Here is a 12,504-nt window from a genome sequence, read left to right as displayed (position 1 = left end):
CCCTTCGGTCTTGCGTTTCCGACTCTATCAGATCTTTCCGATCCGATTTCCTCGGTGCTTTCCAGGTTCCCGCTTTCGCGTTTCCCTTTCCGGCGATTCCGACTCTATCAGATCCTTTCGGCCCTGATTCCCCGTCAGAAGGGGTTGCCGTCCCGGCTGTTGGGCCGTTCCGACGTCTCAAACCTTAGCGGACCCTCTCGGCGATTCCCAATCGGGGTCGATCGGGGCGACGAGTGCCCAGCGGAATTGAATTCGGGCGCGCCGAAGCCATTCCCACTCGGGGGTCGTGCTGGTGGTTTGATTGCCGCTGCTGCGGCGGGAGGTGCTACCGCAGAACCGTTACGGGTCCGCGGCAACCCGAAGAACCTTACGGATCTCGTAGGGGGCTGTCAAGCGTCGCTGTCAAGATCTTTAATCGAGGTCGCTGAGCCGGCCACCGGCGTCCGGCTGTGCGTGCTCCACCCTGCGCAGGAGGCGGGTCAGCACCTCGCCGAGCGCGGTGCGGTCCTCCGCGGAGAGGTCCTGGAGCAGGTCCTCCTCGAAGACCGTGGCGAGACGCATGGCCTCCAGCCACTTCTCCCGCCCCTCCGCCGTGAGCGCCACGATCACCCGGACCCGGTTGGTCTCGTCGCGCTCCCGGGTGACCAGGCCCTCCGTCACCATGCGGTCGATGCGGTGGGTCATCGCGGCCGGCGTCAGGCCGAGGCGCTTGGCGAGGTCGCCGGGGCCGAGGCGGTAGGGGGCGCCGGAGAGCACGAGGGCCTTCAGCACCTCCCAGTCCGTATTACTGATGCCCAGCTCGGCGGTCTGCCGGCCGTACGCGACGTTCATGCGGCGGTTGAGGCGGGAGAGCGCCGAGACGATCTTCTCGACCTGCGGGTCGAGGTCCTGGAACTCGCGCTGGTAGGCGGCGATCTGTTCTTCGAGTGTCGGCTCGCCGGCGCCGGAGGTGTCGCCCATGGCCGCAGTATGGCACGCAGCTCCTTTGCTTTGAAGTCCTTCGGTATGTACTCTTTACCTTTGAACTTTAGCTTCTAAGTCTTCAGCTCTAACGGCTGGAGCGATCGATCCCGAGAGATCAAGAGAGGGTGAACGTGACCAGGGCAATGGGCGCGGCGATGCGCCGGATCCACGTGGGCAACGCACTCAGCGCGTTCGGACTCGGCTTCACGGTCCCCTACCTGTACGTCTATGTGGCGCAGGTACGGGGACTGGGTTCCGTCACGGCGGGCCTCGTGCTCGCCGTCTTCGCCGTGGCCGCGCTGATCGTGCTGCCGTTCGCCGGGCGGGCCATCGTCCGGCGCGGCCCGCTGCCGGTGCTGCTGGTCGCCCTGGTCACCGCCGCGCTGGGCGCGCTGAGCCTCGGCCTGTCGGCCTCGGCCGGCACGGTGCTGCTGTCCGCCGCCGCGCTGGGCGCCGGGCAGGCCGTGATGCAGCCCGCGCTCGCGACGATGATCGTGGACTGCTCCACGACGGAGACCCGGTCACGGGCGTTCGCCACCCAGTTCTTCCTGCAGAACCTGGGGCTCGGCGTCGGCGGGCTCATCGGTGGTCATCTGGTCGACACCACGAGCGCTTCCTCCTTCACGCTGCTGTTCGCCATCGAGGCGGCGATGTTCCTGGTGCTGGTGGCCGTCATGGCGACGGTGCGGGTGCCGCGCGCGCCCCGGATCGAGCAGGCGCCGGGGCAGGGCGCCGGCGGGAGCTGGAAGCAGCTGCTCGGCAACCGGGCCATGGTGCAGCTGTGTGTCCTGGGCTTCGTGCTGTTCTTCGCCTGCTACGGCCAGTTCGAGTCGGGGCTGAGCGCGTACGGCGTCGAGGCGGCGGGGATCTCCACCTCCGCGCTGGGGACCGCGCTGGCCGCCAACACGCTGATGATCGTGGTCGCGCAGTTCGCGGTGCTGAAGTTCGTGGAGCGGCGCAAGCGCTCGCGCGTCATCGCCGCCGTGGGACTGATCTGGGCCGTGGCGTGGGCGGTGGCCGGGTACGCCGGGCTGGGGCCCGGCAGCCAGACGATGGCCACGGCCGCGTTCATCTCGACGTACGCGCTCTTCGGACTGGGTGAGGCGATGCTGTCGCCGACGCTGGCGCCGCTGGTGGCGGACCTGGCGCCGACCGGGCTCGCCGGGCAGTACAACTCCGCCTTCGCCCTGGTGAAGCAGCTCGCGCTGGCGATCGGTCCGGCGGTGGGCGGGCCGCTCGGGGCCTCGTTGCACGCGCCGTACATCGTGGCGTTCCTGTTGTTCTCCCTGGGCATCACGGTGCTGGCGGTGCGGCTGGGGCGGCAGCTCACGGACGTGCAGAATCAGCCGTCGCTGGCCAGGAGCCGGGTGGTCACGCAGGGCGGAGCACCGGCCGACACGGTGGCCGTCGCGGAGGCCTGAGCGGGCCGGTCGCCGGGGGGCGGGTTCCTCTCCGCCTCCGGCGCCGGGTCACGGCTTCTGCAGGACGAACTCGCACCAGACCGCCTTGCCTCCGCCCGGGGTGCGCCGGGAGCCCCAGTTGGAGGCGATCGTCGCGACGATGGCGATGCCCCGGCCGGACTCGTCCCCCGGCTCCGCGCGGCGGCGTCGGGGCAGGTGGTCGTCGCCGTCGGTCACCTCGATGATCAGACGGCGGTCGGTGCGGCGCAGGCGCAGCCGCATCGGCGGGGTGCCGTGCTGGAGGGAGTTGGCGACCAGTTCGCTGGTGGCCAGGACGCCGAGGTCGTGCAGGTCGGTGGGGAAGCGCCAGCTGGTGAGGACGCCGGAGGCGAAGGCACGCGCGCGTGGGGCCGCCTCCACGCCGCCGAGCAGTTCCAGGGCGGCGTTGCGGAACAGCTCGGCCTCGGCGCCCCCGCGGGCGGGGTGCTGGAGGACCAGGACGGCGACGTCGTCGTCGTGGTCCGGGGTGACGCCCGCCGAGCGGATCAGGCGGTCACAGACCACCTGGGGGGTGCCGGTGGCGCCGGACAGGGCGCGCTCCAGGGCGGCGATGCCCTCGTCGAGGTCCTCGTCGCGACGTTCGACCAGGCCGTCGGTGTAGAGGACGGCCGTGGAGCCGGGGGGCAGGGCGATCGAACCGGAGGCGTGGATCCAGCCGCCGGTGCCGAGCGGTGGGCCGGTGGGCTCGTCGGCGCGCTGCACGGTGCCGTTCTCGTCGCGGACCAGGATGGGCAGGTGGCCCGCGGACGCGTAGACCAGCCGGCCCTCGTTCGGGTCGTGGATGGCGTAGACGCAGGTGGCGATCTGGTTGGCGTCGATCTCGGCGGCGAGGCCGTCGAGGAGCTGGAGCACCTCGTGCGGGGGCAGGTCGAGGCGGGCGTAGGCCCGGACCGCCGTACGGAGCTGGCCCATTACGGCCGCCGCGCGGACGCCTCGGCCCATGACGTCGCCGATGACCAGGGCGGTGCGGCCGCCGCCGAGGGTGATCACGTCGTACCAGTCGCCGCCGACCGCGGCTTCGGTGCCGCCGGGGTGGTAGGTGGCGGCGACGCGCAGGTCGTCGGGCTCCTCCAGCTTCTGCGGGAGGAGGGAGCGCTGGAGGGTGACGGCGGTCTCGCGCTGGCTGCGTTCGCTCGCGCGCAGGCGGCCGGCGGCCTCGGCGTGGTCGGTGACGTCGGTCGCGAAGACGAGCACGCCGCGGCCGTCGCCGTCGCGGCCCGCGCCGACCGGGGTGCAGGTGAAGGTGTAGGAGCGGCCGTCCGGGGCCTTGCGGGACTTGAGGGTGCGGGGCCGCCCGCTGCGCTGCACCTGGTCCAGGAGCGGAAAGAGGCCCGGTTCGTCCAGCTCGGGGAGGGCCTCGCGGGCGCGGGCGCCGAGGTCGCGCAGGCCGAAGGCGGCGACGTAGGCGTCGTTGACGTAGGCGAGGCGGTGCTCGGGCCCGTGGAGGAGGGCGACGAGGGCCGGGACGCGGTCGAGGACGTCGCGTACGGGCAGCTCGTCGACGCCGGGAACGTCGGTGGCGGGCGGGGCTTCGTCGGTCAGCTGCTCGGCGCGGGCGGCGGGTACGGAGCCGTCCGCCCGCCGGTCCGGGGAGAGGGCCGTGTCGGTCCGCGCGGCGGCGCGGCGCTGTGTTCCGGGGAGTCGGGCGCTCCAGCGCGTGAAGTTCACGAATCCTTGCCTCGTGTAGTTGTCGGCGGCCGGGGACCGGGACGGGCCGGGGGCGGCCCGGGCCCCGGGGGCCGCGCTGGGGCGAGCGGCGGCGCGCCCGCGGTGGTGGACCAGTCTGGCAGGGTGCCCGCCCGGCCGACATCCGTCAGACGCCCCAGTGGCCGAGGGAGTTCCTGAGTCCGGTCAGGACGACCCCTTCGGGTTGTGCGGGGGCTCCTGAGAAGGCTTTCCACCGGCCGCGAGTTCGAACTCCGCCCGCGGATGTTCGAGTGAACCCAGGGAGACGATCTCCCGCTTGAAGAGTCCGGCGATCACCCATTCGGCGAGCACGCGCGCCTTGCGGTTGACGGTGGGGACGCGGCTGAGGTGGTAGGCGCGGTGCATGAACCACGCGGGGTAGCCCTTGACTTTGCGCCCGTAGACGTGCGCGACGCCCTTGTGGAAGCCCAGGGAGGCGACGGAGCCGGCGTACCTGTGCGCGTAGGTGTCGAGGGGCTCGCCGCGCAGGGCGTGGGTGACGTTGTCGCCGAGGACCTTGGCCTGGCGGACGGCGTGCTGGGCGTTGGGGGCGCATTCCCGGCCGGGTTCGGCGGCGGTGACGTCGGGGACGGCGGCGGCGTCTCCGGCCGCCCACGCGTGCGGGGCGCCGTCGACCGACAGGTGGGCGGTGCAGGTGAGCCGGCCGCGGTCGTCGAGGGGCAGGTCGGTGGAGGCGAGGACCGGGTGCGGTTTGACGCCGGCCGTCCAGACGACCGTGCGGGTGGGGAAGCGGGAGCCGTCGCTGAGGACGGCGACGCGGTCGGCGCAGGACTCGAGGCGGGTGTCCAGGCGTACGTCGATGTTGCGGCGGCGCAGTTCGGTGACCGTGTAGCGGCCCAGTTCCTCGCCGACCTCGGGCAGGATGCGGCCCGACGCCTCGACGAGGATCCACTTCATGTCCTCGGGCGTGACGTTGTGGTAGTACCGCGCGGCGTAGCGGGCCATGTCCTCCAGTTCGCCGAGGGCCTCCACGCCGGCGTAGCCGCCGCCGACGAAGACGAAGGTGAGGGCGGCGTCGCGCAGGGCCGGGTCGCGGGTGGAGGAGGCGATGTCCATCTGTTCGAGGACGTGATTGCGCAGGCCGATGGCCTCCTCGACGGTCTTGAAACCGACGCCGTGGTCGGCGAGTCCGGGCACGGGCAGGGTGCGCGAGACGGAACCGGGCGCGAGGACGAGTTCGTCGTACGTGATCCGGCGGGCGCCCGTCTTCTCCTCGTCGGTGGCGAGCGTGGTGACCGTGGCGGTGCGGCTCGTGTGGTCGATGGCCTCGGCCTCGCCGACGACGAGGTCGCACTGGCCGAGGACGCGGCGCAGCGGTACGACGACGTGCCGCGGGGAGATGGAACCGGCCGCCGCCTCGGGGAGGAACGGCTGATACGTCATGTAAGGGTCGGGGGTGACGACCGTGATCTCGACCTCGCCCCGCCGCAGTTCGCCCTTGAGGTTCCGTTGCAGCCGCAGGGCCGTGTACATCCCGACGTAGCCACCGCCGACAACGAGAATGCGCGCACGTTCCTTCACCATCCCATGACGCACCCGGCGCTTGCGTTTGTCCACAGGCTCGTCAATTTGTGTGACCGGAGATCGCCGGGGCACCGAGCCGGGCGAACCGCCGTGGCGCGAGGTGATCGCGCAGGTCAGCGTGGGAGAGCATGGGGGTGGAGAGCGGCACATTCGGGGCGTATGCGATCCGTGCGCCGATCGGGGGGCGCTCCGTGCGGAACGTGCCCCTTCTGAATTGACCCCCGCTCAACTATGTTCTTTCCGACGGTGTGCAGGGGGATGTGCTCATGGGGTCCGCGACGGGCGGACCGCGCAACCGGGCCCGTTCCACGCGCTCCGGCTTTCGATGGCGGGGAGTGTCTCCGGGGGGAGACGTCATTACCGGGGGATTGTCTATGCATGTTCAGGATTCTCATTGGTCGTCCGCGTCGACCGTCGCGCCCGGCGGCGCGATGAATGCGACGGCGGGCGGCGCACGCGGCGACGCGGCGCGGAGCGCGCCCTTGCGCGTGGACGCCCAGCGCAATCTGGAGCACGTGCTGCGCGCGGCCCGGGAGGTGTTCGGCGAGCTGGGATACGGCGCGCCGATGGAGGACGTGGCGCGGCGCGCGCGGGTCGGCGTCGGCACGGTGTACCGGCGTTTTCCGAGCAAGGACGTCCTGGTGCGCCGGATAGCCGAGGAGGAGACGGCGCGGCTGACCGACCAGGCGCGCACGGCGCTCGGGCAGGAGGACGAGCCGTGGTCGGCGCTGTCCCGCTTCCTGCGGACGTCGGTGGCCTCGGGCGCCGGCCGGCTGCTGCCACCGCAGGTGCTGCGGGTCGGGACGCAGGACGACGGAGACAGTGGTGCCGGTGGTGCGGCGGCCGGTGATCCGCGGGTGCCGCAGCAGCGGATACAGCCGGGCACCGGCGAGCTGCGCCTGGTGCCCGAGGAGGCCGCCAGGGCCGGGGCGTCGGCTGGCGCCGCGGGTTCCGTCGCTGAGAGAGCGGGCGCGGCGGGTCCTGCGGCGGGCTCCGCCGCGGACTCCCTGGCGGGCGACGACGGGGCCGCGGCGCTCCTGGAGGTGGTGGGCCGACTCGTGGAGCGGGCGCGGACGGCGGGGGAGCTGCGGCCGGACGTGTCGGTGTCGGACGTACTGCTGGTGATAGCCACGGCGGCGCCCTCGCTGCCTGACCCGGCCCAGCAGGCAGCGGCTTCGGCCCGGCTGCTGGACATCCTGCTGGAGGGACTGCGGTCGCGTCCGGCGTGAGACGGCGGCGACGCCGTCGGGCGGCCCGTTTCTCCTTCCCCGAACGGCTGAGCGTTATTACCGCGGCACGGCAAGTCCCCACAGACGAGTGATGGTCGGCACAGGAGGGGCCTGAACAAAAGCCAATATGGCACGCTGACCCGGTGTTCGGACGGGCTGGGCAGGTTGGCGGGGGCTTTCCGCGATGAGCGTTGACGGGCGGGACGGGTCACTCGGCGGTGACGGGGAGAACGGTCCCGGTGGCGTCGGAGCAGGCGGCACCCGGGACGGTGACGCGCCGCAGGTGCCGGGCCAGGGCGGCCCGGCACACGCCCGGCGGGCCGGCCCTCCCGCGAAGGACGGCCGCCAGGCCGGGGAAACCGCCCGTGGCGGCCCCACGGAGGACGGTGCCCTCGGCGGTTGGGCCGAGGGCGGCGGCAGCGGTGGCCCCGCCGAGGACGGGGACCGCTCGGGGACCGGGGTCCCGGCGCAGCGCGAGCTGCACGAGGACAGCGTGCTGCCGCCGCCGCGGGAGCTGTACGACGGTGGCATCCTGCCGCCGCCGCGGGAGTTTCCGGCGTCCGACGCGGAGCTGATCGAGCGGATGCGCTCGGGCGACGACACGGCCTACGAGGAGCTGTACCGGCGCCACGCGGACGCGGTACGCCGGTACGCGCGTACCTGCTGCCGGGACGCGCACACCGCGGACGACCTCACCGCCGAGGTGTTCGCCCGCATGCTCCAGGCGGTGCGCGGCGGTTCGGGGCCCGAGCACGCCGTGCGCGCCTACCTGCTCACCGCGGTCCGGCGCGTCGCCGCCGGCTGGACCAGGTCGGCCGGGCGGGAGCAGCTGGTCGAGGACTTCGCGGTGTTCGCCGCGCAGGCCGCGCACTCCACCAAGGCGGACGACGACACCCTGGAGCTGGGCGCCGACGTCCGCGCCATGCACGAGGCCGAGCAGTCGATGGCCATGCGGGCCTTTCGGTCGCTGCCGGAGCGGTGGCAGGCCGTGCTGTGGCACACCGAGGTCGAGGACGAGTCGCCGAGCGAGGTGGCCGTGCTCTTCGGGCTGGACGCCAACGGCACCCGTGTCCTCGCCAGCCGCGCCCGCGAGGGCCTGAAGCAGGCCTACCTCCAGGCCCACGTCAGCGATGCCCTCGCCACCGACAAGGAGTGCGCCCGCTACGCCGACCAGCTCGGCACGTACGCGCGCGGCAGGCTGCGCATCCGGGCCGAACGCGGGCTGCGCAAGCACCTGGAGGAGTGCGCCAGGTGCCGGCTGGCCGCCACCCAGATCGAGGAGGTCGCGAGCGGCATTCCCGCGGTGGTGCCCGTCGCGGTCATCGGCTGGTTCGGTGTCGCCGGGTACGCGAAGGCGGCGGGGCTCATCGCCGGGGGCGCGGGCGCCGGGGCGGCCGGAGCCGCGGGCGCGGCGGCCGCGGCGAGCGGCGGCAGCTCCGGCGGAGCGGGTGCCGGGGGCGGTGCGGCGGCCTCCGAGGGGCTGGGCGCACCGGTGAAGGCCGGTATCGCGGCCGGCGTGGTCGCGGTGGCCGCCGCGGCGGCGCTGGCCCTCGCGCTGGCCGGCAACGACGCCCCGGACAAGGAGCCGCCGAAGGCCGCCCCGCCCGCCTCCTCACCGGTGGCGCAGCCCGCCCCGGACACTCCCACGCCCTCGACCCACCCGCCCCGCCCACCCGCACCGGTGGCAGCGCCCAAGCCGACCCCGACCCCGAAGCCGACCCCCACACCCGCACCCACCCCGAAGCCGAAACCGAAACCGACCCCCACCCCCACCGCGACATCTGCACCACCACCGCCGCCACCACCGCCCCCACCGTCGCCCACACCACCGCCACCACCGGCCCCGACCGTCTACCAGTGGAGCGAGCTGGCGTACGACGTGAGCGGCGACGGCACCGGCCCCGAGATGCGGCTGGCCGGGAGCAGCTGGGTGTGGCAGCGCTCCGCCCTGTCGATCGACGACGTCCGGTACGCGCACGGCGTCACCGTCCACGGACGCTCCTCGGTCACCATCGACCTCAACCGTGACTGCTCGTCCTACGACGCGCTGGCCGGCGTCGACGACCTGACGATGAAGCTGGGCAAGGTCCACTTCTCGGTGTACGCCGACGGCGTCCGGCTGTGGAACTCGGGGATGGTCAAGGGCGGGGACCCCGCGGTACCGGTCCACGTGGACATCACGGGGCGCGAGACGCTGCGGCTGGTGACCGAGCCGCACAGCCACTTCGACTCACTGGCCCTCGCGGACTGGGCCCGGTCCCGCTTCACCTGCGCGTAGGGGCGGTCGGGACCGGCCGCCCCACCGCGGCCTCCAGCTCGACGACGACGTCCCGGGGCGTGAGGGCGACGCCCTCGGCCAGTTCGGCGGCGTACCGCGCACCGCCGAGGACGCCGCGGGCGGTGGCCTCGGCCCGCTCGGCGTGCGCCCGGTCCGGCACGGGACGCGGGCGGTCGCCGCGCCAGTGTCCGGCCGCGCCCAGCAGCCGTACCGCACGGGCCTGGTCGCCGAGGTCGCTCAGCAGCCCGGCCGCGCTGTCCACGAGGGTCGCGAGGACCAGCTCGGCGCACCGCTCCTCGACGGCCGTCCGCATGGCGTCCGCCAGCAGCGGCAGGGCCTCCCCCGGGCCCGACTCGCCCGCCGTCACGAGCGCGTCCATCAGCCCCAGCATGGCCAGGAACTGCGGCGGCGGCGTGCCGCGCAGGCACTCCTCGCGGGCCGCCTCCCACAGGTCGCGCGCCCGCGCGAAGTCCTCCTCCACCACGGCGAGCCCGGCCCGCAGCAACAGGACGAAGGCCTTGGAGTCCACCACGCCGTACCGGTCCGCCGCGGCACCGGCCTCGTCGAGCACGCCGAGCGCCGTGCCGTGGTCCCCCTCGCGGTAGGCGATCTCGGCGAGCCGGGCGATCAGGAACGGCGCCTCCGCGAAGGCGCCCACCTCCTCGGCGAGCCGCAACGCCTCCTCGTACTCGGCCCTGGCCTCCTCGTAGCGGCCGCGCACCATGGCGGCCTCGCCGAAGGCACTGCACACCTGGGCCTCCACCAGGCGGTCGCCGACGCGGCGGCTGAGCACGCGCATTTCCGCCAGGTCGTCGTCGATGCCCGCAGGGGCGCCCGCGATGTCGACCACCGCGTGGGTGCGGAACATGAGGCTGGCGGCGATCTCCCATTCGCCCCCGTACGCACGGCAGTTGGCGACGGAGGCGTCCATGGAGGCGCGGACCTCGCCCGAGTCGCTGACGAAGAACTCGGTCAGCGGCCACACGAGACCGGGCACCCGGGCCGCTTCGGGGCCGCCCGCCGCGAAGTGGTCCCGCACCCGCCGGACGTACCGCCGCATGCGCCCGTCCAGCAGCCCCTCCCTCGGCTCGGTCTCGAAGGTGAGGAGGATGTGCATCATCCGCACCCGCATGCGCAGGGATTCGAGCGGGTGCGGCGGGCTGTCCTCCCGTACGGCGAGAAGCGCGCCGACCGGGTCCGCGGCGGCCGTACGACGGGCGAGGACGTCCGCCGCCGGCACCCGACCGCCCTCCGTGTCCAGGGCGACTCCGAGGCGGAGCACCCGGTCCAGCCACCGGACACCCTCGTGCCGGTAGTTGCGCAGCCACCAGAACCAGCCCATGGCGAGCACGAGGGCCGCCGCCTCCGGCTCGTCGCCCGCGGTGAGCGAACGGTCGAGGGCCGCGCGGATGTTGTCGTGCTCGGTCTCCAGGCGGGAGATGTACGGCAGTTGTCCGGCCGAGCGCAGTTGCGGGTCGGCCTCCTCGGCCAGGGTGCGCGCCCACGCGCGGTGGGCCCGTTCGGCGGCGGTGCGCAGTCCGGGGACCTCGGCGGCGCGCTCGTCGGCGTACTCGTGGATGGTCTCCAGCATGCGGTAGCGCATGCCGGCGCCCTCGGCGCCCGGGTCGGCGACGACCAGGGACTTGTCGACGAGGGCCCCGACGAGTTCCGCCGCGGGGCCGGTGCCCACGGCCTCCGCGGCCGTGAGGTCCCAGCCGCCCGCGAAGACGGACAGTTCGCACAGCATGGTGCGTTCGGCCTCGTCGAGGAGGTCCCAGGACCAGTCGACGACCGCGCGCAGCGTCTGCTGGCGGGGCAGGACGGTACGGCTGCCGGAGGTGAGCAGGCGGAAGCGGTCGTCGAGCCGGTCGGCGATCTCCCGGGGGGTGAGCAGCCGCAGCCGGGCGGCCGCCAGCTCGATGGCCAGCGGCAGTCCGTCGAGGCGCCGGCAGATCTCGGCGACCGCTTCCTCGTCGCGCAGTACGGCGTCGGCGTCGGGCCGTACGGCGCTCGCGCGCGCGGTGAAGAGACGAAACGCCTGCTCGGGGGTGAGCGGCTCCACCGGGCGTACCGACTCGCCGGGCACGCCCAGGGGTTCCCGGCTGGTGGCGAGGACGGTGAGGCCCGGGCAGCGGGTCAGCAGGGTCTCGGCGAGCCGGGCCGCCGCGCCGATGACGTGTTCGCAGTTGTCGAGGACCAGGAGCAGGTCGCGCGGGGCGCAGTACTCGACGAGCAGGGCGACGGGGTCGTCCTGCACGGCGGTCCGGTCTCCGGTCAGCAGCACGGTCTCGCGCAGTCCGAGGGCGTTGACGACCGCGCCCGGCACCGCTTCCGGCCGGTCGAGCGGGGCGAGCTCGACCAGCCACGCCTGAGCGAGCCCGGTGGCGGCCTCCTCGGCGAGGCGGGTCTTTCCGGACCCGCCCGGTCCGGTGAGGGTGACGAGGCGGGCGCCGCGGAGATCGGAACGGATGGCGTCGAGCTCGCGTTCGCGTCCCACGAAGGTGGTCAGCCGGGGCCTGATGTTTCCCGCGCGGCCGTCGGGAGTCCGCTCGGGCGAGGTGCGCACCGCGCTCTGGGCGCCCAGCAGTTCCGCGTGCAGGGCGCGCAGCCGGGGGCCGGGTTCGGTGCCGAGGCCTTCGGCGAGGGTGCGGCGGGTGCTCTCGTAGGCGGCCAGGGCGTCGGCGTCGCGGCCGGTGGCGCGCAGGGCGCCGATGAGGAGGGCGTGCAGCGGTTCGTCGTACGGGTGGGCGGCGGTCAGTTCGCGCAGCCGCGGTACGGCGTCGTGGGCGTCGCCGAGGCGCAGGCCGGCCTCGATACGGCTGCGGGTCGCCTCCAGGTGCAGGGCCTCGGGGCCGGCGGCGTGGCCGGGGAGGTCGGCGAGGGCGGGGCCGCGCCAGAGGGCGAGGGCCTCGTCCAGGTGCCGGGCGGCGGTCGCGGGGTCGCCGTGTCCCAGGGCGGTGGTGCCTTGGCGTACGAGGCGCTCGAAGACGAAGAGGTCGACGTCGTCGCGGGCCGCGGTGAGCCGGTAGCCGCCGGGGGCGGAGTCGACGGCCTCCCTGCCGAGGGTACGGCGGAGGCGGCCGACCAGTGCCTGGAGGGCGGCGGGGGCGTCCTGCGGCGGATCGTCCTGCGCCCAGACCTCGTCGATCAGGGTGGTGGGCGCGACGACGCCGCCGGGGCGCAGGGCGAGGGCGGTGAGCAGCGCGCGCAGACGGGGGCCGCCGGGGGTCCCGACGGTGCCGTGGTCCTCCGTCTGGGTGACGCCCAGGATTCTGTACCGCACGGGGTCATTGTCGCCGTACCGGCGGTGTGCGGGCACCCGGCGCGGTCTTCTTGCCCGGCG

7 protein-coding genes are annotated in these 12,504 nt (G+C 73.8%); 3 read left to right on the top strand and 4 right to left on the bottom strand.

What is annotated here, in order from left to right:
• Positions 1 to 411: 411 nt before the first annotated feature.
• Positions 412 to 960 carry a MarR family winged helix-turn-helix transcriptional regulator gene (locus ACZ6IM_RS37990; protein WP_052843874.1) on the bottom strand — a complete coding sequence of 183 codons (549 nt, stop codon included), beginning with the start codon at positions 958 to 960 and terminating at the stop codon, positions 412 to 414.
• A 146-nt stretch (positions 961 to 1,106) separates the two neighbouring features.
• Here ACZ6IM_RS37990 and ACZ6IM_RS37985 point away from each other — a divergent pair, with 146 nt between their 5' ends.
• Positions 1,107 to 2,384 carry an MFS transporter gene (locus ACZ6IM_RS37985; RefSeq protein ID WP_052843873.1) on the top strand — a complete coding sequence of 426 codons (1,278 nt, stop codon included), beginning with the start codon at positions 1,107 to 1,109 and terminating at the stop codon, positions 2,382 to 2,384.
• 48 nt (positions 2,385 to 2,432) lie between these two features.
• Here the strand turns inward: ACZ6IM_RS37985 and ACZ6IM_RS37980 are convergent, their stop codons facing one another.
• Entirely contained in the window at positions 2,433 to 4,091 is a 1,659-nt protein-coding gene (locus ACZ6IM_RS37980) for an ATP-binding SpoIIE family protein phosphatase (RefSeq protein ID WP_052843872.1), read from the bottom strand.
• Positions 4,092 to 4,274: 183 nt separating this feature from the next.
• The gene (locus tag ACZ6IM_RS37975; protein ID WP_469563253.1) at positions 4,275 to 5,654 is read right to left on the bottom strand and encodes an NAD(P)/FAD-dependent oxidoreductase; all 1,380 of its coding nucleotides are present in this window, start codon (positions 5,652 to 5,654) and stop codon (positions 4,275 to 4,277) included.
• Positions 5,655 to 6,028: 374 nt separating this feature from the next.
• Here ACZ6IM_RS37975 and ACZ6IM_RS37970 point away from each other — a divergent pair, with 374 nt between their 5' ends.
• On the top strand, positions 6,029 to 6,883 hold the full coding sequence (locus tag ACZ6IM_RS37970) for a TetR/AcrR family transcriptional regulator (protein WP_469563250.1): 855 nt from the start codon (positions 6,029 to 6,031) through the stop codon (positions 6,881 to 6,883).
• Between the two features lie 184 nt (positions 6,884 to 7,067).
• The gene (locus tag ACZ6IM_RS37965) at positions 7,068 to 9,161 is read left to right on the top strand and encodes a sigma-70 family RNA polymerase sigma factor (RefSeq protein ID WP_469563247.1); all 2,094 of its coding nucleotides are present in this window, start codon (positions 7,068 to 7,070) and stop codon (positions 9,159 to 9,161) included.
• Here ACZ6IM_RS37965 and ACZ6IM_RS37960 read toward each other — a convergent pair.
• On the bottom strand, positions 9,148 to 12,444 hold the full coding sequence (locus ACZ6IM_RS37960) for an ATP-binding protein (protein ID WP_469563244.1): 3,297 nt from the start codon (positions 12,442 to 12,444) through the stop codon (positions 9,148 to 9,150). The genes ACZ6IM_RS37965 and ACZ6IM_RS37960 overlap by 14 nt on opposite strands.
• Positions 12,445 to 12,504: the final 60 nt, after the last annotated feature.

The organism is Streptomyces sp. NPDC042336 (assembly GCF_055581985.1).
Note: the sequence above shows the minus strand (reverse complement) of the source record. Positions and strands in the feature narration are given on the sequence as shown.